A 25308-nucleotide genomic window follows, 5' to 3' on the forward strand; every position below is an offset into this window, starting at 1 on the left:
TGTTGCTGCTTAGAAGATAACCGCATAACCTGTTTTCGCCTGTACCGGCACTATCAGCTCCGCGCGGCCGTTCTGGTTGCGGATAATAGGATTCGCTTTGGCATCATCCATCTTCACATAATAAGATTTGTCGCCGATCACATATAATCCCGGAGACACCTGCTCAATACTATCACCTACGGCTATACGCAGATACAGGTCGGAAGCAGGTTGCTGCACCGTAACAGTCCGGTGGATGCCCTGGTTTTCCGGAAGCACGCTGATATCATCTGTTACAGCAGTACCATAGATATTATAACGGAAAGTAGGTTTGCCGCTTTCATCGAGTGCATATCCGGTTGGACGGAAGCCGGTACCGGTAGTATCCGCGCTCCAGGCAGTTTCTTTGGTGGCCAGTTTACCGATGGCCAGCGCAGGCTGATTGGTGAGCACCTGCACAGTACCCAGCGGACGGGAAGAACCATCGCCGCGGTCGTGCCACATAGGAGTAGTATTCAGGAATTCGCCGCGCCATACCTGGAAGGGCAAGCCGTTGTCCATATCGTAGGTATAATGCACTTTGGCAGGACTGCCTACAGATACGGCGTGTACCACGCGTTTGCCGCCACGTACATCCATGAAACTGCGTAATACGGTGTTTTCGTTGGCTGTTACCAGGATAGGATCGGTAGGATCATCCACGGGTACATTGGTATCGCTGATCACAAAGTCGCGGATACCGGCTTCGCTCACCGATAAAGTGATGGATGGTTTTGCCCAGTCGGTATTTTTGGCATACAGCACTTCCACCGGGTAACTGCCGGGTTGCAATTCAATGCTGCCGCGGCCATCCCAGCCCCGTGGCGTGATAACAGGCTGGTTATTCACCTTCAATACACCCGGACCTCCGGAAGTATGCAGGTTAAAGTGGTATTTACCGGCTGTTTTAATGGCAATGGTAGCAGTATAACGCACCAGGAACTCATTGTCCGGCAAACCAGCAATGTTGGAGGTCAGCAGTGTGGAAGTTCCGGTAGTTACAGGTTTCAGGGTAGCAAAGTCGGGTTCTTTATCAAAGCCGCCTTTGTACACGCTGTATTTTACGCCTTCCAGTGTTGGTCTGGGGGCGCTGAAGTTATTGATCACGATGTTCCTGAAAGCCACAGTGCCGTGGTCTCCCTGGATACGGAGCGGCCCGGAAGCCACTTCATTATTTTGCACGGCGCCACGGGTAGGTCCGGAAAGCACTACATTTTCCTGGATGGTTACACCGTTCAGTTCCAGCTTCAGGACAACGGCATCGGCGATTTTATTGCCGGCGGCATCAAAGCGGGGCGCCTGGAATGAAATTTTCATGTGCTGCCATAAACCGGGCGCGCGGCTTACGTTCTGGCGGGGAGCATGACCATCATAACCTTGCTGTCCTTCCGGTTTGCTATCATTCCAGCGTTCATAGATCCCTCCGTTGTCGGAAGCACGGGGAGCTGAAGTACCCCAGCTGTCGAGCAGCTGGATTTCATACCTCCCCTGCAAATAAATACCTGAATTAGAGCCTTTAGACATCATGTAATCCAGTTCGAGGTCCAGGTCACCGTGTTGCAGGGTGCTGAAAAGGTCCTGTCCATGTGCATTCTTTTCAGGCAGGTTTACCAGGATGCCCGTGCCTGCAGTTGTTTGCAGCAGGTTATTCTGTTGCAGGTCTGCTTTAACGCCGCCGGCTATACGCCAGTTGGCTGCAGGCTGCTGAAATGCAGATAAATCTGTTAACGGCAATTTGTTCTGTGCCATCATCTGCTGACAACTGCCAATACTTAAAATCAATACCAAAGTTCTCCGGTCGTACACACGTAACTGCTTCAACTTTGGACGGAACTTGTTCCATCTAAGCATAGATCTGGATTTTTTTTAAAAAGTTTACATTGATTGCTAAATGCATTTAGCCTTACAGCTGATGCATCATTATTTTTTATATAGGCAACCCCAATTGTTAATGAAATTTAAATTCTCAACTATCGCTAAACGTGGGACTGGACTAAATTTGAATCACGGGTGCCAAAATAGAAATTAATTGTAAGAAAGTTGTTAGTGAGGGGAAAAAAATTACACCAGCGGTAAAAATAAGGAGGGAAATCGCCTCGAATTTTGTCTTTTTCAGGATTACGCTGATTACACTGATTTTTACTGCCTGGATTTGATAAAGGATTAAGGGAGATAAGAGCAAATATATCCGCTTATATCTCCCTTAATTATTATTAAATCAGAAAAAATAAAAATCAAGAAAACCAGTACAATCAGCATAATCCTGCTCCAAGACAATTTAAAATTGCCGAAGGCGATCTATAACACCAATCCGAAAACCGCCAGTTTTTTCAGGGTGCTTTCATAATCGGTATGACAAACGCCATTGATACCCAAACCGGCAGATACATCAATGAACATGGAGCGGTCTTCCACATACACCACTTCCGCAGGTTTTACCTGCGCAATATCGAGCGCTATTTTATAAATATCTGCGTCGGGTTTGCGGAAATGCACAAAACAGGAGGAAATGTAAAAGTCAACAAAACGACTGATCTTAAAATGATGGATACGATGCTCATTCAGCTCTCTTCCTTCATTATTAACAATAGCAATTTTCAGCTTGTATTTTTCTTTCAGCTGCGGAATCAGCTCCAGCATCTCCGGATATGGCGCCGATTGGGCAAACATAAATTCCCGGAAATCCTCCCGGCTAAAAGATCTTTTCTCATAAAATATCACACGGCTCAGGTATTCATCCAGCGTAAGTTTACCTTCTTCATAAGTATCAAAAGTGAGGTGATGCCGTTCTTCCGTTTCTAATGCATCCAGCCCGAAAGTTTGTATTGCCAGTTTACGCGCGGCCCTGTCCCATCCATTGGTTAATAATACACCGCCTATGTCCAGGAACAGTGTCGTAATCTTTACGTGGTTATCCATTTGCAGAAAATTTATTGTTACACTAATGTAAGAAGAACATGGTGGATTTTGTCTTTCCCGGGATTAACCTGATTATGCTGATTGGGTTGATTTGATCACTTCTGATTTTAAAAGATTTGGGAAGATATAAGCAGATGTTCTTGCTTATATCTTCCCAAATCTTCTAAAATCCTTATAAAATCCCAAAAGTAAAATCAGCATAATCAGTTTAATCCTGGGAAAGACAACATCCGCGTTACTTCTTTTTAACTTTTCTTTCTGTTATATAGCCGTTAAAGCTGATCGGCGACCTGTCGCTGCTGGTTACCTGGAGCGACGCATATCCTTCACTGGAAACGCTCAGGTTCAGTGATTGTACCGATCTGTGATCTTTTGGCTTAATGGTAATATTCCAGCCATCCTTTTTACCTGGGGTGGCGTTGTAGTCGAAAGATTTGGTTTTAAAATCCAGTGGCGACTTTGTAGCGCCATAATCCACGGATGTATAAACCCGGCCAAAATAAGGCAGGTAGCTGATCACGGAGTCCGCCCCTACTATCACGTTGTACTCTGATGTAAGATTACGCATGCGGCCACTCATGGGCAAGGCATTCTGCGCTACAAAAACATAATTCTGCGAATCTATCAGGGATTTGATCTTAGCCACTTTATCCGCTTTTTGCTGCGCCTTTGTTTCCTGTGCAAAAAGACCGGTAGAGAGAAGGGCTCCTATAAAGAGAAGCACCGCTGTTTTTAATACAAAGAACCTTTTCATATGGTAAGTTTTTACATAAGGGGAAGTGCTAATATCGTACCATAACAGCCGGCTGCACGTTTTGTTCACCACAGCGGAAATACAAATTGGCGTTAAAATGTTACTTTTAAGGGCCAATGATTAAACCCGGAAACATGCCCAACCCATATATCTCGTTACTGAAAACCGCCTGGAAATATGCCCGGAAAGAGCGTAAAAAATACCTGCTGGTGTATTTCCTGTTCCTGATGGCGAATGTGATCTTTTCCCTGAACCCGGTGTTATTCGGCTGGTTTATTGGAAGCATACAGCGCGACAGCGCCCATCTGCCCCGGTATACGATAATCTTTGCCGCCTCCTACTTCGGACTTAAATTCATGGAATGGTGCTTTCATGGCCCCGCCCGCGTGATGGAACGGCAGCTGGCTTTTAACCTGAGCCGCAACTTCCTCCGGGAACGCTACCACCAGGCCCTGCACCTCCCCGTAAAATGGCACCAGGATAATCATAGCGGCTCCGTGATCAACCGGATAAGAAAAGCATATGAAGCCTTGAAAGAATTTTTTGAAAGAGGCTTTATGTACCTCCATGCGATCTGTAAACTGCTGTTTTCCATGATCGCCATGCTGTATTTTTCTCCCCTGTACGGCGGCATCGGCATCGCGCTGGGCGTACTGTGCATATGGATCGTACTGCGGTTCGACCGCCCCTTTATCAAAACGCTCAATGAAATAAATGAAGGGGAACATGTGGTATCCGCCACGTTGTTCGACAGCCTTTCCAATATCATGACCATTATTACCCTGCGGCTGGAAAAGAGCATGGAAAACGGGTTGCTGGCAAAAGTGCAGCGCATCTTGTCGCCCTTCAGGAAAAACACGTTGATCAACGAATGGAAATGGTTTGTAGCAGAAATGATGATCACCCTTATTTACTGCGTTATTACTATAGGCTATGTTTTCCAGCATTGGGTACCGGGAGAAATGTTTTATGTGGCCGGGCTGGTTACCCTCCTGGGCTATGTAAACCAGTTCACCAGCGTGTTCCAGGATGTTGCCTGGCAATATACCGACGTGGTGCAATACAATACCGCTGTAGACACTGCCGGCAATATCAGCGACGCCTATACGCAGCATCACCGTGCAGACGCAGCGCCGGAACTGCCGGTTTACTGGCAGCAGATCACTATCAGCTCCCTGAGCTTTTCGCATACAGCTACCTATGAGGATAACGCCGCTCCGCAAAGACTGCATGACCTTCACATCCTGATTGAAAAAGGAAAAAGGATCGCGTTAATTGGTGAAAGCGGCAGCGGAAAAAGTACGCTGCTGGCTATTTTACGAGGACTATACGAACCGGAACCCGGCGTGGTGATAGAGGTAAACGGAGAGACGTTACCGTTAGCCACCGTAAATGAAAGTGTTACCCTGTTCCCGCAGGAACCGGAGATCTTTGAAAATACCATCGAATATAATATTACGCTCGGCCTTCCCTTCCAACCCGATGAGATCATGGCCGTATGCAGCAGCGCCCACTTTTCGGAAGTGGTGGAAATGCTGCCACAAGGACTGGCATCCGACATCCGTGAAAAAGGCGTGAACCTCTCCGGCGGACAAAAACAGCGGCTGGCGCTGGCCCGCGGCATCCTTGCAGCCCGCAACAGCCAGGTGATCCTGCTGGATGAACCCACCAGCAGCGTAGATCCTAAAACCGAGGCCATGATCTATGAAAAGATGTTCCAGGCATTCTCCGACAAAGCGATTATTTCTGCTATGCACCGGCTGCACCTGCTGCCGCAGTTCGATTATATTTATGTGCTGAACCAGGGCCGCATCGTGTCTGAAGGTACTTTTCATTACCTGCGCGCCAATAGCGCCGCTTTCCAGGAGCTTTGGAAACACCAGGAAAACAAATAACTTTTTTTGATAATATTGCATTATCATTGCAGCCGCGTTTTCATCCTATGTAATGGTTTTCTCCCACCAGCTAACATTACACTATGAAAACTCTATGCAAAAAATTTCGCTGTACGACCTGAAACGTAGGCTAAGAAACAGTCAGGAGCCAGATGAAATTATCGCCCTGCTCGGATATAACCTCTCGTTTTTTACACGGGAGGAACGGTCACAACTACTATGCGATTTACTTGAATACCAGGAAATATTTTTTGAGGCGGCGGAACTGCTGATTGAAGAAGGCGGGGCAGATATCTGTTATAAGAAGGAAGGCATTATTCCAATCATTTTCTGCGCGGTAGGCGCCAATAAGCCGCAGGCCGTACAATACCTGCTGAAAAAAGGCGCGTCGCTTTATATCGGCAACGCCGATTACCTTTTTGCCATTGCCTATATCTTTAAACATCACCGGCTGGCGGCGATCACCGATATCCTGCTGATCCTGATTGAACACAACATCCACTTCAATTTTGTGCTGGCCAGTATGGACACCCCTTTGCTGCTGGCCACCCGGCATAATAATAACCGGGAAGTCGTGCAGTTTTTATTATCGGAAGAAGTGAATAAATACGTGTATGATGAAGATGGGTTTACTGCTATCCATTATGTTCCGTTTGCCAAAGCACCTAACCTGTATAAAGATATGATCACGTGCATAGCGGATATCCAGGTGAAAACAAAGTTCGCCACCAGCATGGAGCCTGTGTTTGAATGCGTGATCAAAGTGAGTGAACACCATACTTTTGAAGAATTTATTTATGAAGCCCTGAATGCCTTCCTGGAAAACAGGCGCCGCATGTACGACGATATCTTTGAAAAATATTACTACCGCCTTCACCTCATAGCAGAACATATTTCCACCATCCGTGCCAATGCCGGCGATGCCGTCTGATAGATTTTAATTTTGCAACAACGTTGCAATATATTATTTTTGCGGTCTTACTTCATTATTAAATACCACCATATGCAAACATACGATGTGATCATTGCCGGAGGAAGCTATGCGGGGTTATCGGCCGCTATGGCCCTGGGCCGCGCACGCCGCCAGGTACTCATAGTGGACAGCGGCAAACCCTGTAACCGGCAAACGCCGCACTCACACAACTTTCTCACACAGGATGGCGCTACACCCGCCGCCATAGCGGATACGGCCAAAGTTCAGGTACTGCAATACCCCGGAATACATTTCCAGGAAGGAACAATAACCGGCGCTACGCCCACCACGGAAGGCTTTACAGTTACTACCGCCGCAGGCGAACAGTTTGCTGCTAAAAAACTGTTATTCGCCACAGGCGTAAAAGACGAGATGCCTGCTATCAATGGATTTGCAGCATGCTGGGGCATCTCCGTACTGCATTGCCCTTATTGCCACGGCTATGAAGTAAAGGAAACACCCACCGGCATCCTGGCCAACGGCGACGATGCTTTTGAATACGTTAAAATGATCCGCAACTGGACCAGCCAGCTAACTATATTCACCAACGGTCCATCCACGCTCACAGCGGAACAGGTCGAAAAACTGCAGCTACACCATATCGGCGTCAATGAAAAAGAAATCGCGGAAATCACTCATGCAGGCGGACAAATAAGCGAACTGCTTTTCAAAGACGGCAGTTCCCTTGCGCTGAATGCATTATACCACAAACCTGCTTTCCGGCAACACTGCACCGTTCCGGAAGCGTTGGGTTGTGAACTCACACCGGCTGGCCATATTGTAGTGAACGAATTCCAGGCCAGCACCGTACCCGGCGTATACGTAGCCGGCGATGCCACCAATCCTTTCAGGAGCGTTTCCATATCGGTAGCAGCGGGAACCCTCGCCGGCGCTATGATCAGCCGGGAGCTCATCATCAGTGAATTTTAATAAAGCAGCCAGGGTGTTGTGTACAGCTATTTGTACATGTAGAAATAATTTCATATTTTGGAATAAATGATTATTTCCCATTACCTAAATTAACCAGCATGCTCACAACACTTACTATTTTGGCCGTTTTATTTTTCCTGGCCCACGTTTACCTCCTGTTTACCTCTTTTGGGAAAAAAGGATTTCAAAAACGAAAATACCTGTGGTCACATATTACCCTGTGGATTACAGGAGCCCTTGCCTGCCTCATTGCCATCCTTTTCGCCGGTAAAAATGTTTCCGGCGCGATCGATGTATTCGATACCCCCGGCAAAGCATCTCTCCTGATCGTGATAGCGCTGGTTTTGTCAGCCGCAGCACACAGCATCGTGAAACTGCTGGTACTGCCAAAATACCAAAGGGCCGTGTGATAACGGAACAGATTATACGAAAATCCCCCGGCCCCCCGCCTGGGGATTTTATATATAAATCATATCCGGACGGTCGTTTATGTTCATTTAACGGTCCGTTTTGTTACATAAAATGTTAAAGGTGGAAAATTTTCTTTCGCCATCAACAATATTCATTATATTTATACCTGTTGATCCTGGTTTCTTATAACCGCCGGCACTAACTGGCTACCGCAACACCTGCAATACTCCGCAGGTTCTGACAGATGATCACCATCAAAAGAAAAAATTGCGCGTTGAAATCATCTTCATAATTAAACATTTTATTAGCACGAAAAGAGAGACACATTTTTATGAATAAGAAAGATATCTGGAGATATAAATCTTTGGAGCAGTTGGAGAATAAGAGTTGGGGACCGGCCACAGATCAAGATTCGGGAATAATTCAGAAATGTCTTGCCTTAGTTAAAGTACCAGTAGTAAAATTAGCCGCAAGCGAATTGCGGATCTTAATCGGACAATCATTTAATCCTTCCTACCTGGTTCCTTTAGCACTGGAGATATTACAAAACGACGTACTGGTAACTGCCGGTATGTATCCCGGCGACCTGCTGAAAGCCGTACTCGATGTTCCTGCTGCTTTCTGGGAAGAACATCCCGACCTTCACAAAAGCCTGCTCGACCTGATGCAGGAAAGAAGCGAAGAAATTGAAACAGAAATAGACTTACCTGAATTCTGGCGTAACAACCTGGTCATGTAACCATTGTTGTTTTCTGCGGCAACTTATCTTCTCCCGCATAAAATAACATCATCACCGGAAAACCTGTAACATCTCCTTCAGCATACGCTACAAGACAACTCCACGTAAATTTTCAGTAATGATATTACCGGAGCAGCTGACAGTAAATACTGCGGGATGGTGAAACCTTTGCCTGTACGGCTGCAAAAGCAATCGTTATTCTTCAAAATTGAACAACGAAAGCTGTCCTGATGGAGGTAATTTCTCCTGGTTCAACGACGCATCATTGAAATTAGACAGGGTAATGCCCAACAGGCGGATCCGCTTATCTTCCGGATAAGTAGCCACCAGCAACTGTTTTGCCGTGTCTACAATGATATCGTAATCTCCTACCGGAAACGGAAAGGATTGATTCCGCGTGATTTGTTTAAAATCACTGTATTTTATTTTCAGGGTAATGGTGCGGCCTTTCAGGTTATAGCGCTGCAACCGGTCGTACACCGTTTTCCCGATCTTCTCCAGCTCCGCCTCCATATCAGCAATCAGGGTAAGATCGTACGGAAATGTATCCTCCGCGCCGAGTGATTTCGTTTCCCGGTGCGGCTGCACCTCGCGGTCATCTATCCCCCTCACAATCCGGTAGTAAAAACTACCAACCTTGCCAAAATGGGTTTTCAGATCCTGCTCTGATAGCTTCTTCAGATCAGCCCCGGTAAAAAGCCCCATCCTTTTCATTTTATCAGCGGTCACCTTTCCCACACCGTGGAACTTTTCCACCACCAACATTTCCATAAATGATTCAATAGACGACGGCCCGATAAACGTAAGCCCGTCCGGCTTATTAAGATCTGAGGCTATTTTAGCCACAAACTTGTTGACAGACACTCCCGCAGAAGCAGTCAGCCGCAACTCGTCCCGGATGGCCTGTTTGATCCGTTTGGCAATTTCAATGGCGGAGCCGATCCCCTGCTTGTCTTCCGTTACATCCAGGTAAGCTTCATCGAGCGACAATGGCTCAATCAGATCGGTGTAGCGGGAAAATATTTCCCGGATATGCCGGGATGCCTCTTTGTAAGCATCAAAACGGGGGCGGACAAAAACCAGTTCAGGACATAACTGCAACGCTCTTTTGGAAGGCATCGCAGAACGTACCCCAAATTTACGCGCTTCATAACTGGCTGTGGCTACTACTCCACCACGGCCTTCCGGCGAACCGCCCACAGCAATAGCTTTGCCGCGGTATATCGGGTTATCGCGCTGCTCTACAGATGCGTAAAACGCATCCATATCAATATGAATAATTTTTCGTTGTATGCTGTTTGAACTGTTCTCCATTTCTACATCCCGGAAGCAAAGTAAAGATATTCAGTATTTGGCTATTCAGACCACAAAATTGATTTTTTTACACGCTTCGCTGCTAAAACATAATTGCTACCTTCACACCTTAAACTTTTCACCGTGGCCGGCTACGATCAGGAAATTTCGCACGAACATAAAAAGTTTGAGAACATCATCTGGGAAGGTAAAACCATCTCCGGCAGGGAGTTCTACGATTGTCATTTTTATAAATGCAGCCTGAAGGAATGCGTTTTTGAAGAATGTGTTTTTGATAAATGCACCTTTGAAGAATGCGATCTGTCGTTGATCCAATTCAAACAAACATCTTTCAACAAAGTAATCCTGCAACATAGCAAAGCGATTGGCATTGCCTGGCATAATGCCCGTAATGCGCTTACCGTAGAGTTTCATCACAGCCGTTTGAGCTACTGCAATTTTTCGGGCAAAAACCTGAAAAAAGGGATCTTCCTTCACTGCCAGGCAGACGAAGCAGATTTTTCCGGCTGCAATTTATCACAGGCCGATTTCAGTGGTACGGACCTCGCCGGAGCGCGCTTCTTCGAAACAGATCTCACCCAGGCTAATTTTGCAGGCGCACAACGGTATGCCATTGATGTACGCAGCAATAAAGTGAAAAAGGCTAAATTCAGTTTGCCGGATGCATTGTCGCTGCTGGATGGATTGGGGGTGGAAATCGTGGAATAAAAAAAGCGCGGGTTTTGTCTTTCTCCGGATTACACTGATCATACTGATTAGCTTGATTTTTACTTTTTGGATTTTATAAAAGATAAAAAGGATTTTGGGAGATATAAGCGAAAATGTACGCTTATATCTCCCAAAATCCTTTAAATTCAAAAATGATCAAATCTCTAAATCAGTGTAATCCGGAGAAAGACAAAATCCGCGCAGGGGTCATGGATGAAGACTCGCTTTAAGCTACAGGGATGACTTTACTTTTAGCTTTTGAAGTTCTTCTTCCACGGAAGAAGAGATATAAATTAAGGAACAACATGATGCCCAGCCAGATGAAGAAGCCGCCGATCCTGCCGCTCAGGACTTCCATCATGGAACGCGGGTTGGAAATAGTTTCCGCAATTTTCATGATCCAGAACGCAAAGCCTACATTCAGCAGGTAAAACCCGGTTTCAAATAATTTGTTGGTAGCAGTAGCCAGCTCACTATTGCCGTGAAAAATATCAAGCATAAATACTTTACTGTTTTTGAACAGGGTTAAGGCTACCAACCAGGTAACGCTGATCACAACAGGCAAATAGATCATGTAGGCTAAGAAATTAAAAGAGGAAGACATATACTATGATTTAAGTGGTTGAATGGAATGATTTCTTTTACTGATGATATATATAACAAGCATATTAAAACAGTGTAAAACGCCCAGCGATAAAAGGATCTGGCCAGTCATGGCAGTAATGCTCACCAGCATTTCCGTCCAGCTGTGGACCGTATCCCAGGTGCTGATCATCACCGTGGCGTAGCCCAGGTTAACGAGGTAATATCCCACCAGTAAAATATTATTAATAGCATCTGCCAGCGTGTGGTGCTGCTCCAGCAGTCCGAGGATAAAAACCCTTCCGTTGCGGTAAAACCGCCATCCCGCTTTCACCGTAATCAGGTATGTTATTGCGAGATAGATCACGTAAGCAATAGCGTTCATATCAGTGTATTTGCTTTCGGCATCAAAATTATTCAAACTTATTGTATTTTCAAAATATTCTGAAAGTTTGGTAAATTAAATAGTAAGAAGATAAGATGGCGTTCGCCGCATGATGTTATAAAAATGGATTTTCTTACTTTGGGAAGAAAACCAGCGGCGTTATGATCAGGAAGAAAGAAGGCTTTCAGGGCCAGCGCATGATAGTGATTCCACGTAACATCCTGAGCAGGAAATGCGCCCGGGAGGCGACGCTTACTCCCCTGTACATTACGGATATCGGCTATTATCCAAAAGCGCTGTTCCACCACCGCAAAAGGGCGCAGGGGGCGGAGCAGCATATTTTAATTTATTGCGTGGAGGGCAAAGGCCGTATTACGCTGAAAAAAGAGGCGCATACCATCCAGGCGGGCGATTGCTTCCTGCTGCCACGTAAATGGGCGCATGAATACACTGCAGATGAAAGCGATCCGTGGACCATCTACTGGGCGCACTTCCAGGGAAGCAGTGCAGATGGGATTGTACAAACGGCGGTCAGCACATGGAACGGCAACCGGGTGTTCCTTCCCCATTCCCCGGAAAGGATCCAGCTGTTTGAACGGATCTATCAGCAGCTCCAGCGGGGCTACCGCGATGAAAACCTGGTTTGGTCCAATATGAATTTCTGGGCGTTTCTGTCGTCCTGCATTTACCCGGATTTCACCCAACCGGGAAAACCTTCCCGGCAGCACGACGCCATTGATCAATGCATCGATTATATGAATAAACACCTGGACCAAATGCTTACCCTGCAGCAGATGGCGCAGGCGGTAAACCTCTCCCAGTCGCACTTCTCCTATCTCTTTAAAAACAATACCGGCTTCTCCCCCATCGAATATTTCAACCAGCTGAAAGTCCAGAAGGCTTGCCAGCACCTGCTTTTCACGCAGTCCCGTATCAAGGAAATAGCCGCGCAACTTGGCATGGAAGATCCCTATTACTTCTCCCGGATGTTTACCAAAGTGATGGGTGTATCGCCCAATCAGTACCGGGAAAGGAAGTTCTGACCGTAAGATAATCCATCATAATCAGCATATCATCTAGCCACTATTCCGTGGCCCCGGCTTATTTTTACGGACGTCAATGAAAAAAACAATGTCCCATTTTTCCACGTTGAGGATTACTGTGAGCCTCACTATAGCGGTGGGGGCAGGCCTGCTGTTTGCCGCCTGTCACACTGATAAAAAGGTAGACTTCAGTACCGAGGTAAAACCAGTGCTTAACAAGCATTGTATCAGTTGCCACGGAGGAGTAAAACAAAGCGGCGGATTCAGCGTACTGTTCCGGGAAGAAGCCCTGGGCGTTACCAAATCCGGCAAGCCTGCTATCATTCCTGGCCATCCCGAAAAAAGCGAATTTATCCGCCGCCTTACCTGCAAAGATCCAAAAGAACGGATGCCGCAAAAGGGAGAACCCCTCACCAGCGCCGAAATAGATATTCTTACCCGATGGGTGAAACAAGGCGCGGAATGGGGAGAACACTGGGCATATATATCTCCCAAAAATGTTCCGGTACCGGATATTACCATCGCCAACGGCAATGAAATAGACCACTTCATACAGGAAAAGCTGAAACAGGAAGGGCTGAAACCCTCCCCGGAAGCAGATAAAATGACCCTGCTCCGCCGCGTGAGCCTCGATCTTACCGGCCTGCCGCCAACACCCGAAATGGCACAGCAGTTTGCCGCCAGCACCGACGAACACGCTTACGAAAAAATAGTAGACAGCCTCCTGCAATCGCCACACTACGGCGAACGCTGGGCCGCCATGTGGCTCGACCTCGCCCGCTACTCCGATACCAAAGGATATGAAAGGGACGACAGCCGGAAAATATGGCGGTACCGCGATTGGGTGATCGACGCATTTAATAATGATATGCCGTACGACAGCTTCACCATCGAACAACTGGCCGGCGACCTGCTCCCCGATCCTTCCCGCGAACAACTCATCGCTACTGCATTTAACCGCAACACCATGACCAATGACGAAGGCGGTACCCAGGACGAAGAATTCCGCACCGCCGCCGTAATGGACCGTGTAAGCACCACAATGGATGTGTTCCAGGGCGTTACCATCGCCTGCGTACAATGCCACAGTCACCCTTACGATCCTTTCCGCTTTGAAGACTATTATAAACTAATGGCCTTCCTCAATAATACCCGTGATGAAGATACCCATATGGAACATCCTAAACTTCGTTTGTACGACAGCGTTAGTACGGCAGAAGTAAAACAGGTGAGCGACTGGGTAGCGCAAAACGGCACCACCCAACAGGCAAAAGATGTACAGGAATTCCTGAAAGTACTGGAACCCAAAGTACACGCACACGTAGCCGACAACTACATCAACGGCGCCCTGCTGGATACCAAATACATGGGCATCAGGAATAATGGCAGCTGCCGCCTTCCCAAACAAAACATGGAAGGCAAAACACAACTGCTCATGAACTACTGGACCGGCAGCAAAGGCGGCACCGTAGAATTCCGACTCGACAGCTTAAATGGCCGCACCATTATCAAACATACACTGGCCCCCACCAACGGACGGCTCGCTGTCAGCATGCCGCTACCGCCAATAACAGGCACGCACGATCTTTACCTCATTTTCCGCAATCCTTCCCTCAACCCCGCAGACGCAGTGTGCAGCGTGGAATGGTTTGCCTATCGCGACGACATTCCCGGTAAAGGAAAACCCGGCTATGATAAAATCAACAATACCTGGTTATCACTCATCAATCAAAACCCCGACGACGTGCCGGTGATGATAGAAAATACACCGGTAATGGCACGCACCACCAACGTATTTGAACGCGGCAACTGGATGGTAAAAGGTAAAGCAGTGACGCCGGATGTACCACACTCCCTGAACCCATTCCCGGCAAAAGCGCCACGTAACCGTCTTGGCTTTGCCATGTGGCTCACCGATACAAAAAATCCGCTCACCGCCCGCGTAATGGTGAACCGTTTATGGGAACAGATCTTTGGCACCGGTATCGTGGAAACCATAGAAGACTTTGGCACACAGGGTTTCACGCCATCGCACCCTGAACTGCTCGACTACCTCTCTTACCAGTTTATGCACAAATACAGGTGGCGGGTAAAACCAATGCTGCGCGAAATAGTATTATCTGCGGCGTATAAACAATCCTCTGCCAGCACTCCCGAACTGCAGGAAAAAGATCCGGCTAACCGCCTGCTCGCCAGGGGCCCGCATTTCAGGCTTACGGCAGAAGAAGTAAGAGACCAGGCCCTCACCGTGAGCGGCCTGCTGAACCGCCAACTGCACGGCCCCAGCATCATGCCATACCAACCCGATAACATCTGGCAATCTGTTTGGAGCGGCGCCTACTGGAAAACCGCCGACGACGGCAACCAGTACCGCCGGGCGGTATACGTTTTTCAAAAACGTACCAGCCCCTATCCGTCAATGCTCTCCTTCGACGGCAGCAGCCGCGAAGTATGCCTGCAACGGCGCATCCGTACCAACACACCACTACAGGCACTGGTTACCCTCAACGATCCGGTATACGTGGAAACAGCCGCCTCACTGGCCAGGCATATGCTGAAAAACGGTGGTAACAACGCTGCAGCGTGTATCCGTTGGGGTTATCAAACCGCCATGTATAAACCACTGCCCGGTAATAAACTGAAAGTATTGCAAACACTGTATAAAGAGGCGCTCACGGAATACAAACAGAAACCCGCGGAAGCCGACAAACTATTGCAGCATAAAGATAATACACCACAAAAGGCGGAACTGGCAGCACTCACCGTAGTAGCCAACGCGATTATGAACCTGGATGAATTCCTGACTAAATCCTGATCCGGTATGACTAAACACGCACGACTGATAAAGGAAGCAAACGATCAAACACTGCGGTATTTCACCCGCCGCCACTTCCTGACGGATTGTGTAAAAGGGCTCGGCGCTGCGGCCTTCAGCTCTTTCCTGGCCAGCTGCGGCAGCAGCAGCAAAACCCTGCTGGACCTCGCAGGTAATCCAATGGCGCCACGGGTGCCACAGTTTCCCGCACGGGCCAAAAGCGTGATCTACCTCCACATGGCAGGCGCACCCTCCCAGCTGGAACTGTTCGACTATAAACCTGCCCTGCAGAAATTACATAACCAGCTGTGTCCTCCCTCCCTGCTGGAAGGTAAAAAATTTGCCTTCATCCGCGGCGTTCCCAAAATGCTCGGACCGCAAGCCATCTTCTCCCAACATGGAGAATCACGCGCCTGGGTGTCCGACCACCTGCCGCATTTCGCTACAATGGCCGATGAAGTAAGCTTCCTGAAAGCAGTACAAACAGATCAGTTTAACCACGGCCCCGCCCAGCTGCTGATGCAAACCGGCAGCGCCAGGTTAGGACGCCCCAGCATCGGCTCCTGGGTAACCTACGGCCTCGGCTCCGAAAACGATAACCTCCCCGGCTTTGTAGTGCTCACCTCCGGCGGTAAAACACCCGATGCCGGTAAAAGCGTATGGGGCAGCGGCTTCCTCCCCTCCGTATACCAGGGCGTACAATGCAGAACAAAAGGAGAACCCGTACTCTACCTCACCGATCCGGAAGGCATGAGCAGGGACCTCCGTAAGGAATCCATCAATGCCATTAATGAAATCAACAAACAGGAATATACCACCTTCGGCGACCCCGAAACCTTATCACGTATTTCACAGTACGAGCTTGCCTATAAAATGCAGATCTCCGTACCCGAAGTAATGAACATCAATAAGGAACCGGATTATATTCATGAAATGTACGGCACACAACCAGGTAAAGAATCATTTGCCAACAACTGCCTGCTGGCCCGCAAGCTGGTAGAGAAAGGCGTACGGTTTGTGCAGCTGTACGACTGGGGCTGGGATAGTCATGGCACAGACGAAAACCTCGCTATCGATTACGGCTTCCGTAATAAATGCCGGGAAATTGACCGTCCTATTACCGCCCTGCTGCAAGACCTGAAACAACGCGGCCTGCTCGATGAAACCCTGGTAGTATGGGGTGGCGAATTTGGCAGAACCCCCATGCAGGAAAACAGGGACGGCAAAGACATGCCTTTCCTGGGTCGTGATCATCACGTAGAAGCCTTCACCATGTGGATGGCCGGCGCTGGTATCAAAAAAGGATTTTCCTACGGAGAAACCGACGAAATAGGCTATGCCGCCGTGAAAGGAAAAGTAGCAATCAACGATATTCACGCCACCATCCTGCAACAACTGGGCTTTGATCATGAAAAACTCACGTACCAGTTCCAGGGCCGGCCATTCCGCCTTACAGACACCGGCGGAAAAGTAATTACACCCATACTAAGCTAAACCGTACATGAACAATAACAGGAGAAATTTTATCAAACAATCGGCCATACTGGGTTCCGCATTATGTATCCCTTCCCTGCCGGCATTTGCCACAGCCACACCCGCTACCGCAAAAGACGGATACCGCCTTATTGTACTGGCCACCAACTGGGGCTACACCGGCAGCATCAACGAATTTTGCGCACAGGCCAAAAAGGCCGGATACGACGGACTCGAAATCTGGTGGCCCAATGAAACCGCCGCTCAGCAGGAATTATTTGCCGCACTGGAACAACACGGACTGGAAGTGGGCTATTTATGCGCAGGTTACGACAGCGACTATACGAAACATGCGCAGCAATTTGAAACCATGCTGAAAGCAGCCACCGGCAACAATAAGATCAAACCGCTGTATATTAACTGCCACTCCGGAAGGGACTACTTTTCCTTTGAACAAAACAGTGCGTTAATAGATATGACCAACCGGATCTCCAAACAAACAGGCATACCGGTATATCATGAAACCCATCGTTCGCGGATGTTGTTTGCCGCACACATCGCCGGCAAATTCATCGACGCAAAACCCGACCTCCGGCTTACGCTCGACATTTCGCACTGGTGCAACGTACACGAAACCTTACTGCAGGATCAGCAGGCCACTGTAGCCAAAGCATTGGCACGGGCAGGCCATATACACGCCCGCATCGGGCACCCGGAAGGACCGCAGGTGAATGATCCCCGCGCGCCGGAATGGGCCGCTGCCGTGAAAGCGCATTTTAGCTGGTGGGATCAGGTTGTGCAACGGCACCAGGCCGCCGGCAAACCGCTCACGTTCCTTACGGAGTTCGGTCCGGCCGACTACCTCCCTACCCTGCCTTATACCCGGCTGCCGGTGGCCGATCAATGGGATATCAACGTATTTATGATGAACCAGCTAAAACAACGTTACAGCAAACCATGAGATTACTGATCAGTAGCGGCAGCTGGAGTATGTTTATAGGACGTTCACATCCTTTACTGGTACACCTGCCTATCGGCATTTTAATTATCGCATTTATATTAACACTCCTGGCGCGCAGGGAAAAGTGGCGGCATGTACAAACAGCGCTGCCGGCGGTATTACTGGCGGCTGCCGTATCGGCTATACTCAGCTGCATCACCGGCTACCTCCTTTCACTTGATGGAGGTTATGAAGAAAAATTACTGCAAACGCATAAATATCTCGGTATAGGCGTGGCCGTTATCAGCACGGCGTTATACCTGCTGGAAAGAAACAAACACCGCTTTCCCCGCCTGCAACTACCCGCCGCACTGCTGATGGTATTATTGCTGGGCGCCGCAGGGCATTACGGCGGTAGTCTTACCCACGGCGACGACTACCTCACGCAGGCAATGCCCGCTCCTTTACAGCGGATCACCGGCATGAACAAAGCGGTGGCTAACGCTGCCACCTATACGAATATTGGCGACGCCCGGTTGTATGAAGACCTGGTGCGCCCGGTACTCACTAACCGCTGCTATGGCTGCCACAATGAACAGAAGCTGAAAGGCGGCCTGCGGCTGGAATCCATTGCTCTTATCCGTAAAGGCGGAGAGCACGGACCGGTGCTGAAGGACAGCCTGCCAGAAGAAAGCGAATTATTCAAACGGCTGATACTCCCCGAAGAAGACGAACACCGGATGCCGCCCAAAGGCAAGCCATCCGTAACACCGCAGGAACTGGAGCTGTTGCACTGGTGGATAGCAGCAGGCGCACCTGCGAACAAAACAGTAAAAGAGCTGGAAAAAACGCCACGGATTATGGCGGTGCTGGAAGGAATGCAACCCGCTACCCCGCTTGATAAGCAGGAATTTGTTCCGGAAGAAAGTACCGGCGCGCCCAGCGAACAGAAGATGGCCGCACTGGAAGCCCTGAAAGTAAAAGTAATGCCGGTGGGCACAGGAAGCAATTACCTCACGGTAAACGCTATCAACGCCGCCGGCTTCAGCGACCGTGATATGCAATTGTTACTGGGATTAAAAGAGCAGCTGATCTGGCTGGATCTTTCCGGTACGGCCATTACCGACAGCGCGTTTGTTGTATTGGGGCAGCTGAAGAAGCTCACCCGTCTTGATCTGAGGAATACCGCGGTCAAGGGCAATAGCATAAAAGCGCTGGGCAACTGCAGGGAACTGCGCTACCTCAATCTCGCCGGAACGGCGGTAAATGCCGAAGGACTATTATCGCTGCAGCAAAATAAAAAGCTGCAACAGCTATATGTATACCAGGCTGGCTTTACACCGGCAGCGCTCCGGCAGTTACAACAATCTTTGCCAAAACTGAAACTGGATACCGGCGGTTACCGTTTACAACAGCTGGCTTCCGATACGGTGATCTATCATAAAGTAAACGGGTAACAAATACGTGCAGGCGTACCCGTTATTCGTACTCCTGCGCCGCCTGTGCCAGCCGCAATGCAATTTTTTTAGCCAGGGATTTGGGGGACAATACTTTCATATGTTCCCCGGATCCCAGGATTTCCCGCTCCAGTTCAAAGTTCAGCACCACGTCGATACTCACAATAGTGGCCTGTTCATCTTCCTTTAATACTTCCTGCGAATGATGCAGTGGCTTTGTCAACACATAAGGGGCATGCTTATGATCAATTTGCAGCACTACTTTACGCACAGGATCTTTTTCTGTTTTGGTAACGCCTATGAGGTTATCATAATACTCGTCAAAAGGGATGCCTTCCCAGGCAATAAACTTTTCTTCAGGTAGTTCCTGCAGGCTGATGATCCTGTCCAGCGCCAGGGTGAGCAGTTGCGGGGTACGTTTGTTCCGGGTGATCAGGAACCAGCGGTTGCGGTATTCTTTCAACAGGTAAGGATAACAGATAAACTCCTGTGCCTTGCTGGCTTTAAAAGATTTATATTCTACCAGGAGGGTTTTTTTGCGCAAGGTAGCCTGGTACGGCCACTATTTCTTTCATTTTATCCACATCCGCGTTATTAATGGGCGCGTTATAACCCAGCTTATCGCTGCGCATCAACTGGATATCCGCCTGGATGGTGCGTTTACTCACGCCACTGCTGACGCCCAGCAATTGCAGCCCGCCCCTGAAGCACATGCCGGTGAAGTGTATAACATGCAATGGGCGCTCAATACCGCCGCCGTGACACAATTGCTCATCGATTAATTTGTTTACCCCTGTAAAAAACAACAGCAGCCGGGCCAACCCGCACTGCTGTTCGTTTTATGATTTAACACACTTTTTGCATACCGCTTCATCAGTTTTCTGAAAATCGTCCTATATTCATTGTATTGTCATACATGGATAGAAAGATTTTACTACTACTGCTACTGGTTGCACCTGCTGTAGGGTATGCCCAGCAGGAAGACCGGGCAGACTCAACAGCCACATTTTCAGCGCCTAAAGGATTTTTTGATAACATTAAGTATTATCTCAAAAATACCAATGTAGAAAAGAAAAAGAAAAAGGTAGACCTCAGCTTCATCGGCGGCCCCGTATACACACCCGAAACCAGCTTCGGCATCGCCGTAATGATGGCCGCACAATACAAAACAGATAAAACAGATTCCCTGCTGCCCGTTTCCAACGCCGCTGTGTACGCCTCCGGCGCCCTCACCGGGTTTTATGGAATCGGCATCAGCAATACTACCATATTCCCGCACGACAGGTTCCGGCTGGCATTGAAAGCCTCTTTCAGCTCCCGCCCCAATAAATACTGGGGCATCGGCTACGAAGCCGGCAGCCGTAAAGATGACTACACCGAATACGTGCAACTCACTGAAAAACTCCAGGCCGACTTCAGCATCAACCTGAACGGGAACCTGTTCATGGGCCTCTGTACACAAATCCAGAATGTACAAGTCCAAAAACTGGACACCGCAGGCGGCAAGCCGCTCATGACGCCGGGAAACGTGCTGGGCATCGGCGCCGGCCCGTTTATTGTATACGATACCCGCGATTTTATCCCCAATGCCTATAAAGGCATGTACATACGACTGGGCTATCGCTTTTTCCCCTCGTTCCTGGGCAATAAAACCGTATTTTCACAACTGGATCTGCAGTTCGACTGGTACAAACAACTCTGGAAAGGCGCCGTACTGGCTACCGACCTCTACGCAGAAGAACGCAGCGGCGATGTGCCCTGGAGCCTGCTCGGAGAAGCCGGCGGCTCCAACCGCCTCCGGGGCTACTACGAAGGCCGCTTCCGCGACAAGAACTATGTGGCCGCCCAGGTGGAACTACGCCAGAAGATCTATAACCGCAGCGGCATAGTCGCCTGGATAGGAGGTGGCAACGTGTTCCCCCGCTTTAATGAGTTTGAATTCCGCCAGTCGCTGGTCAGCTATGGCATCGGCTACCGCTGGGAGTTCAAAAAACGGATCAATATCCGCCTGGATTATGGCAGGGGTAAGGATCAATCGGGTTTTTACTTTGGTATTAACGAGGTTTTTTAGGGAGATCCGCCGGTACAGAACCCCGGCCTTCAATTTGGCTCAAAACCCTTTACAGCAGACCGTTTCCAGATCAAGTCCACATCACCTCCACGTCACCTCCACGTCACCTCCATGAATAGCGCAGGTACTAAGTATGTGCTAAGCATGTCTGAAGCAGGCACTAAGCGGGTTCGCAGCTATTGCTCCACGGATCAGGTGATCAGGTCCGCCCCAAAAACACCTTACTTCTCTCCCCCCTTCGTCCCCTCCATTTGCTTGATAATATTATTCACCTCCGTTTCTGTAGCGCGTAATGTCTGTTGACAAAATTCAATAAGAACAGCCGCCCGTTTTACCTTTTCTGCCAGCAGATCTACCGAAACAGCTTCATTCTCTATTTCTTCCGCAATCAGTTGCAATTCATTATAAGCAGCTTCATATGTCAGTTCCTGGCTCATGTATGATATTTTTTTCAGTAATAGTGGCTTCAAGTGATGCATCCTGCAGCACCACCCTGATATGGCTTCCGGGCTGGAGAGAAGACGCATCGGGAAGAATGTGCCCGTCCTGGTACACAATGGCAAAGCCACGTTTCAGGATACTGGCAGGACTCATCAGTTTGAACAGGGAGTCGTAATGCGCTACCTGCCCCCTTTTGCTTTGAATAAATAACCTGCTGAAAGAACGGAGACGACCCGTTATATTGCTGAGGTCATTCAGCCGGTTGGAAACAATGATCCGGGGTTTTGATAACACGGCGTTGGATACGGTCATCAGCTCCCGGTGCCGGTTCAGCAATATCGATTTCGAGGTATGCAGCACCACGTTGTTGCGGGCATGCAATGCTTCTTTATGATTGGCCAGCAGCGTGCGCGACTGGTTAATAATGGCGCTGTTGAGATAAGACAATGCCTGGAAGTGCCCGGAAAACAGCTGCTGCGAACGGATCACAATATTCTGCTGCATATTGATCACCGCTTCTTCAAACAACCGGTTATGCGCAATAATCAGCTCCGCTGCTTTGGTAGGCGTTTTGGTGGCCGTATGCGCCATCATATCCGTGATGGTTTCATTTTTCTGATGCCCTATTCCGGTGATCACCGGGATCGGGAATTTTGCCACCGCCCTGCCCAGGATAAAAGTATCGAAGATCAGGAAGTCGGTTTGCGCACCGCCCCCGCGGATAATTACCACCGCATCATAAGGTACCCGGCGCTGGTAGATATCTATCAGCCGCTGTTGCACCAGCTCCGCTTTGGTTTCGCCCTGCACTACCGTGAAGTAGTTATCGATTTTAAACGTGTACCCGAAATGATTATGCTCCAGGGTATGCCGGAAGTCCTGGTAGCCGGCGGAGTTCCCGGAAGTGATCACCGCCAGCCGCTGGATCACTGCCGGCAGCGGCAACTGGTTGTTACGGGTTATGTACCGGTCGCCCGACTTACGGATAAAATCCCCGCATTCTGTAGTAAGCCGTAACAAGGTTTGTTGCTTCTGCTGTTCCAGCAATCCCACTGTAAAACTGGTATCTATATCCAGCAGCGTGATCTGCAACCCATGCACCTGGTGGTACCCTACCGATACTTTCACCAATACATGAATATCGTTTTTAAACTGCTGCCCCGTAACAATTTCAAATTCCCTGATCCGGATGGCGCCATTTCCCCACGCAACCGCCGAAACTTTGGCCACAATTCCACCCGCATGTTCCTCTTTTTCCACCAGGTCGAAATAATGATACCCCTTTTGCTGGTAATAAGAATGATTGGTGATATCTGCCACTACCCAATAGGTTTGCTCCGCAAACACCTGTTGAAGCGCCTGCTGGATTTTCCCGGTAAGAACGGATAGTTTTATGGACGGAGAATCGGTCATGGTAGTGGGTAAAGATAAGTAAAACGTTTATTATGAACACGCTCATGGAATACCGGGGGAAATGTATATATTGCCACACATTGAATAATGAAAAGATTGCCAGGTCGACCAAAACCGTAACAAACACTTAATAACAGACTTATTCCGATTTATATATTTTTGTGCCATGAGAGAAAATGAGCAGATAAAGGGGCTTTTTGAAAGGGTCTGCTATGATAACAGTATTCAGGCGTACAATGAATTATACATAGCATTATGTGCCCGGCTGATACATTTTTCTGCATCCATTGTTTCCTCATTTCACCTGGCAGAAGAAATTGTGTCAGATGTATTTCTATCATTGTGGCAAAAACGGAATGATTTATCACATATACAAAACCCGGTGGTATATCTTTATGTAAGCACCAAAAATCTCTCCCTGAACACCCTGCGCCAACAGAAAAGACACCAGCATCATTCGCTGGATACGCTGAATACAGACCTGCTGGCCGTTGCCCCCGATGCAGAAAACGGCATGGTATCCGCCGAAGTATCGCAAAAAATAGAAAGGGCTATCCGCAGCCTGCCCGCCCGCTGCCAGCTCATCTTCCGCTTAATAAAACAAGACCGCCTCAGCTACCGCGAAGTAGCGGAACTCCTCAATATTTCCACAAAAACGGTAGATGCACAACTCACTATCGCCGTTAAAAAAATATCCCGGGCCATCCGCTTCGACCTGTCAGACGAAACCGCTCAAACCTACCTCCGGCTGGACTCATAATTTTTTTTTGATTTCCTTTAGGGAACTTTTACTGTTTAGTTTGTCCTTCTTACAGATGCAGGAGCAAAATGGCGGCTTAAATAAAAACAGGCGTCTTTTTGTTCTTCACTGACACTATGGATCAGGAAAAACTCTATGCGTTGCTGGCCCGCGAAATGGCCGGCGAACTAACTGAAAAAGAAGCCGCAGCATTGGAACAATTGCTGCGGCAACACCCCGATGCCAGCTACATCCGGGAAGTGTTTGCGCAAAACTGGGCCCCGGCGGGTAAAGCATACTCCCTTTCGCAGGTGGAACAACTGCTGGAAAAACACCAGCAGCGTATGCAAAACATACCAGATGCTACGCTTTATGAAGAAGCGCCCCAAAAAGGACGCAGATGGCTGCTGTACAGCGGCATCGCAGCGGGATTCCTCCTGCTCTTCGCCCTCGGCGGATACTGGCGGTATACGCAACCCGCCAAAACAACGCCGGTGTTATCGCAGCTGGTAACCGATAAACGCATGCGCTCACAGGTGCTGCTTCCGGATGGTACCAGGGTATGGCTCAATGCCGGCAGTAAACTGGACTATCCCCAACAATTTGCAGCACATCAGCCCCGGGAAGTAACCCTCGAGGGAGAAGCCTTTTTTGTGGTAACCGCCGACGCTGAACGTCCCTTCCGCGTTCATACCAAAGCCTTTAATGTAAGGGTGCTGGGCACCTCCTTCAATGTAAGGGCTTATCCGCTGGAAGACAGCGCCGTAGCATCTCTTGTGCAGGGATCCGTGGAAGTAGTGCTGAATGATGCTTCCAGCCAGGTAGTATCGCTGAAGCCCAACGAAAAACTAACCGTACCCGTGCATCCGCAAACAGCAGCAACAACAGCAAACACCACAACATTAAATACACCCGTGGTAGTATATAAAACGAAACTCACCACGTTAAGAGATAGTATTATCCCGGAAACGGCCTGGGTACAAAATAAACTGGCCTTTAAACACCTGCAGCTCGACAAAGTAGTAACGATGCTGGAACAATGGTATGGGGTGGAAATCAACTTCAGTGACAATCGTAAAAAACAACTCTACTTTACCGGTGTTTTCGAATCAGAAAGCCTGGAAGAAGTATTGAATGCGCTGGAAACAACCTTATCGTTTTCCTGGCATAAAGATGCAGAAGGCAAAATATGGATTAACTAACATTTCTTTCACCTGAAAAAAATCTAACGGACAGTCTGAACAACAAGTAACTACTGAATTTATTAGCTAAGCTTAAACCGAAAAAA

General features: G+C 48.5%; 24 protein-coding genes. 15 read left to right on the forward strand and 9 right to left on the reverse strand.

The annotated features are described in order from the left end of the window. Positions 1-9: 9 nt before the first annotated feature. The 3 genes from ACMXI2_RS16760 to ACMXI2_RS16770 form a co-directional block, all read right to left on the reverse strand. Positions 10-1869 (reverse strand): 3-keto-alpha-glucoside-1,2-lyase-like domain-containing protein, encoded by a 1860-nt coding sequence (locus ACMXI2_RS16760; protein ID WP_483777241.1) that lies wholly within the window; start codon positions 1867-1869, stop codon positions 10-12. 447 nt (positions 1870-2316) lie between these two features. Beyond that, a complete protein-coding gene (locus ACMXI2_RS16765) occupies positions 2317-2937 on the reverse strand; it encodes an HAD family hydrolase (RefSeq protein WP_483777242.1) in 621 nt (206 codons plus the stop codon). Positions 2938-3172: 235 nt separating this feature from the next. Next, a complete protein-coding gene (locus ACMXI2_RS16770) occupies positions 3173-3691 on the reverse strand; it encodes a DUF4251 domain-containing protein (protein WP_483777243.1) in 519 nt (172 codons plus the stop codon). Between the two features lie 134 nt (positions 3692-3825). Here ACMXI2_RS16770 and ACMXI2_RS16775 point away from each other — a divergent pair, with 134 nt between their 5' ends. The 5 genes from ACMXI2_RS16775 (at position 3826) to ACMXI2_RS16795 (ending at position 8639) form a co-directional block, all read left to right on the forward strand. Further along, positions 3826-5586, forward strand: a complete 1761-nt coding sequence (locus tag ACMXI2_RS16775; RefSeq protein ID WP_483777244.1) for an ABC transporter ATP-binding protein — start codon at positions 3826-3828, stop codon at positions 5584-5586. 94 nt (positions 5587-5680) lie between these two features. Beyond that, positions 5681-6517: an ankyrin repeat domain-containing protein gene (locus tag ACMXI2_RS16780; RefSeq protein WP_483777245.1), complete on the forward strand. Its 837-nt coding sequence runs from the start codon at positions 5681-5683 to the stop codon at positions 6515-6517. A 72-nt stretch (positions 6518-6589) separates the two neighbouring features. Then, positions 6590-7489: an NAD(P)/FAD-dependent oxidoreductase gene (locus ACMXI2_RS16785; protein WP_483777246.1), complete on the forward strand. Its 900-nt coding sequence runs from the start codon at positions 6590-6592 to the stop codon at positions 7487-7489. Between the two features lie 98 nt (positions 7490-7587). Continuing rightward, complete coding sequence (locus ACMXI2_RS16790; RefSeq protein WP_483777247.1) at positions 7588-7899, forward strand: hypothetical protein; 312 nt, start codon at positions 7588-7590, stop codon at positions 7897-7899. Positions 7900-8231: 332 nt separating this feature from the next. Then, entirely contained in the window at positions 8232-8639 is a 408-nt protein-coding gene (locus ACMXI2_RS16795; RefSeq protein ID WP_079472745.1) for a contact-dependent growth inhibition system immunity protein, read from the forward strand. A gap of 195 nt (positions 8640-8834) precedes the next feature. Here ACMXI2_RS16795 and dinB read toward each other — a convergent pair whose 3' ends face one another. Then, on the reverse strand, positions 8835-9953 hold the full coding sequence (gene dinB / locus ACMXI2_RS16800; protein ID WP_483777248.1) for a DNA polymerase IV: 1119 nt from the start codon (positions 9951-9953) through the stop codon (positions 8835-8837). Between the two features lie 123 nt (positions 9954-10076). Here dinB and ACMXI2_RS16805 point away from each other — a divergent pair, with 123 nt between their 5' ends. After that, positions 10077-10661, forward strand: coding sequence for a pentapeptide repeat-containing protein (locus ACMXI2_RS16805; RefSeq protein ID WP_483777249.1), 585 nt, complete (start codon positions 10077-10079; stop codon positions 10659-10661). A gap of 226 nt (positions 10662-10887) precedes the next feature. On the opposite strand, the gene ACMXI2_RS16810 is transcribed toward ACMXI2_RS16805, so the two are convergent. Together ACMXI2_RS16810 and ACMXI2_RS16815 are read right to left on the reverse strand one after the other, a co-directional pair. After that, positions 10888-11265: a hypothetical protein gene (locus ACMXI2_RS16810; RefSeq protein ID WP_483777250.1), complete on the reverse strand. Its 378-nt coding sequence runs from the start codon at positions 11263-11265 to the stop codon at positions 10888-10890. Positions 11266-11268: 3 nt separating this feature from the next. Beyond that, entirely contained in the window at positions 11269-11664 is a 396-nt protein-coding gene (locus ACMXI2_RS16815) for a hypothetical protein (RefSeq protein WP_483777251.1), read from the reverse strand. Positions 11665-11789: 125 nt separating this feature from the next. On the opposite strand from ACMXI2_RS16815, the gene ACMXI2_RS16820 reads away from it, so the two are divergent. The 5 genes from ACMXI2_RS16820 (at position 11790) to ACMXI2_RS16840 (ending at position 19356) form a co-directional block, all read left to right on the forward strand. After that, positions 11790-12671, forward strand: a complete 882-nt coding sequence (locus ACMXI2_RS16820) for a helix-turn-helix domain-containing protein (RefSeq protein WP_483777252.1) — start codon at positions 11790-11792, stop codon at positions 12669-12671. 76 nt (positions 12672-12747) lie between these two features. After that, positions 12748-15486, forward strand: coding sequence for a DUF1553 domain-containing protein (locus ACMXI2_RS16825; protein WP_483777253.1), 2739 nt, complete (start codon positions 12748-12750; stop codon positions 15484-15486). Positions 15487-15666: 180 nt separating this feature from the next. Continuing rightward, positions 15667-16980 (forward strand): DUF1501 domain-containing protein, encoded by a 1314-nt coding sequence (locus tag ACMXI2_RS16830; protein WP_483782401.1) that lies wholly within the window; start codon positions 15667-15669, stop codon positions 16978-16980. Between the two features lie 7 nt (positions 16981-16987). Beyond that, positions 16988-17920 carry a sugar phosphate isomerase/epimerase family protein gene (locus ACMXI2_RS16835; RefSeq protein ID WP_483777254.1) on the forward strand — a complete coding sequence of 311 codons (933 nt, stop codon included), beginning with the start codon at positions 16988-16990 and terminating at the stop codon, positions 17918-17920. Next, the gene (locus ACMXI2_RS16840; RefSeq protein WP_483777255.1) at positions 17917-19356 is read left to right on the forward strand and encodes a c-type cytochrome domain-containing protein; all 1440 of its coding nucleotides are present in this window, start codon (positions 17917-17919) and stop codon (positions 19354-19356) included. The genes ACMXI2_RS16835 and ACMXI2_RS16840 overlap by 4 nt, the downstream gene beginning before the upstream one ends. Before the next feature lie 22 nt (positions 19357-19378). On the opposite strand, the gene ACMXI2_RS16845 is transcribed toward ACMXI2_RS16840, so the two are convergent. After that, the gene (locus tag ACMXI2_RS16845; RefSeq protein ID WP_483777256.1) at positions 19379-19900 is read right to left on the reverse strand and encodes a helix-turn-helix transcriptional regulator; all 522 of its coding nucleotides are present in this window, start codon (positions 19898-19900) and stop codon (positions 19379-19381) included. Between ACMXI2_RS16845 and ACMXI2_RS16850 the strand changes: the two genes are divergently transcribed. Both ACMXI2_RS16850 and ACMXI2_RS16855 read left to right on the forward strand, forming a co-directional pair. Further along, a complete protein-coding gene (locus ACMXI2_RS16850) occupies positions 19893-20138 on the forward strand; it encodes a hypothetical protein (protein ID WP_483777257.1) in 246 nt (81 codons plus the stop codon). The genes ACMXI2_RS16845 and ACMXI2_RS16850 overlap by 8 nt on opposite strands. Before the next feature lie 134 nt (positions 20139-20272). Further along, positions 20273-21427 (forward strand): BamA/TamA family outer membrane protein, encoded by a 1155-nt coding sequence (locus ACMXI2_RS16855; RefSeq protein ID WP_483777258.1) that lies wholly within the window; start codon positions 20273-20275, stop codon positions 21425-21427. A 221-nt stretch (positions 21428-21648) separates the two neighbouring features. On the opposite strand, the gene xseB is transcribed toward ACMXI2_RS16855, so the two are convergent. Both xseB and xseA read right to left on the reverse strand, forming a co-directional pair. Continuing rightward, complete coding sequence (gene xseB / locus ACMXI2_RS16860) at positions 21649-21864, reverse strand: exodeoxyribonuclease VII small subunit (RefSeq protein WP_483777259.1); 216 nt, start codon at positions 21862-21864, stop codon at positions 21649-21651. Then, on the reverse strand, positions 21842-23281 hold the full coding sequence (gene xseA / locus ACMXI2_RS16865) for an exodeoxyribonuclease VII large subunit (protein WP_483777260.1): 1440 nt from the start codon (positions 23279-23281) through the stop codon (positions 21842-21844). Before xseA ends, xseB begins: the two co-directional genes overlap by 23 nt. A 166-nt stretch (positions 23282-23447) precedes the next feature. Between xseA and ACMXI2_RS16870 the strand changes: the two genes are divergently transcribed. Together ACMXI2_RS16870 and ACMXI2_RS16875 are read left to right on the forward strand one after the other, a co-directional pair. Beyond that, positions 23448-24041 carry an RNA polymerase sigma-70 factor gene (locus ACMXI2_RS16870; protein ID WP_483777261.1) on the forward strand — a complete coding sequence of 198 codons (594 nt, stop codon included), beginning with the start codon at positions 23448-23450 and terminating at the stop codon, positions 24039-24041. A 116-nt stretch (positions 24042-24157) separates the two neighbouring features. Beyond that, the gene (locus tag ACMXI2_RS16875) at positions 24158-25222 is read left to right on the forward strand and encodes a FecR family protein (protein WP_483777262.1); all 1065 of its coding nucleotides are present in this window, start codon (positions 24158-24160) and stop codon (positions 25220-25222) included. Positions 25223-25308: the final 86 nt, after the last annotated feature.

It is taken from the genome of Chitinophaga sp. G7 BAM 1005 (genome assembly GCF_057126945.1).

Bases quoted from the DNA above. Each gene is read 5' to 3' on its own strand.
- ACMXI2_RS16810 (WP_483777250.1), bottom strand. From the start codon at position 11,265: ATGTCTTCCTCTTTTAATTTCTTAGCCTACATGATCTATTTGCCTGTT.
- ACMXI2_RS16830 (WP_483782401.1), top strand. From the start codon at position 15,667: ATGGCGCCACGGGTGCCACAGTTTCCCGCACGGGCCAAAAGCGTGATC.
- ACMXI2_RS16840 (WP_483777255.1), top strand. From the start codon at position 17,917: ATGAGATTACTGATCAGTAGCGGCAGCTGGAGTATGTTTATAGGACGT.
- ACMXI2_RS16855 (WP_483777258.1), top strand. From the start codon at position 20,273: ATGGATAGAAAGATTTTACTACTACTGCTACTGGTTGCACCTGCTGTA.
- ACMXI2_RS16760 (WP_483777241.1), bottom strand. From the start codon at position 1,869: ATGCTTAGATGGAACAAGTTCCGTCCAAAGTTGAAGCAGTTACGTGTG.
- ACMXI2_RS16870 (WP_483777261.1), top strand. From the start codon at position 23,448: ATGAGAGAAAATGAGCAGATAAAGGGGCTTTTTGAAAGGGTCTGCTAT.
- ACMXI2_RS16775 (WP_483777244.1), top strand. From the start codon at position 3,826: ATGCCCAACCCATATATCTCGTTACTGAAAACCGCCTGGAAATATGCC.
- ACMXI2_RS16765 (WP_483777242.1), bottom strand. From the start codon at position 2,937: ATGGATAACCACGTAAAGATTACGACACTGTTCCTGGACATAGGCGGT.
- ACMXI2_RS16835 (WP_483777254.1), top strand. From the start codon at position 16,988: ATGAACAATAACAGGAGAAATTTTATCAAACAATCGGCCATACTGGGT.
- ACMXI2_RS16875 (WP_483777262.1), top strand. From the start codon at position 24,158: ATGGATCAGGAAAAACTCTATGCGTTGCTGGCCCGCGAAATGGCCGGC.
- dinB (WP_483777248.1), bottom strand. From the start codon at position 9,953: ATGGAGAACAGTTCAAACAGCATACAACGAAAAATTATTCATATTGAT.
- ACMXI2_RS16825 (WP_483777253.1), top strand. From the start codon at position 12,748: ATGAAAAAAACAATGTCCCATTTTTCCACGTTGAGGATTACTGTGAGC.
- ACMXI2_RS16790 (WP_483777247.1), top strand. From the start codon at position 7,588: ATGCTCACAACACTTACTATTTTGGCCGTTTTATTTTTCCTGGCCCAC.
- xseA (WP_483777260.1), bottom strand. From the start codon at position 23,281: ATGACCGATTCTCCGTCCATAAAACTATCCGTTCTTACCGGGAAAATC.
- xseB (WP_483777259.1), bottom strand. From the start codon at position 21,864: ATGAGCCAGGAACTGACATATGAAGCTGCTTATAATGAATTGCAACTG.
- ACMXI2_RS16795 (WP_079472745.1), top strand. From the start codon at position 8,232: ATGAATAAGAAAGATATCTGGAGATATAAATCTTTGGAGCAGTTGGAG.
- ACMXI2_RS16785 (WP_483777246.1), top strand. From the start codon at position 6,590: ATGCAAACATACGATGTGATCATTGCCGGAGGAAGCTATGCGGGGTTA.
- ACMXI2_RS16780 (WP_483777245.1), top strand. From the start codon at position 5,681: ATGCAAAAAATTTCGCTGTACGACCTGAAACGTAGGCTAAGAAACAGT.
- ACMXI2_RS16820 (WP_483777252.1), top strand. From the start codon at position 11,790: ATGATCAGGAAGAAAGAAGGCTTTCAGGGCCAGCGCATGATAGTGATT.
- ACMXI2_RS16770 (WP_483777243.1), bottom strand. From the start codon at position 3,691: ATGAAAAGGTTCTTTGTATTAAAAACAGCGGTGCTTCTCTTTATAGGA.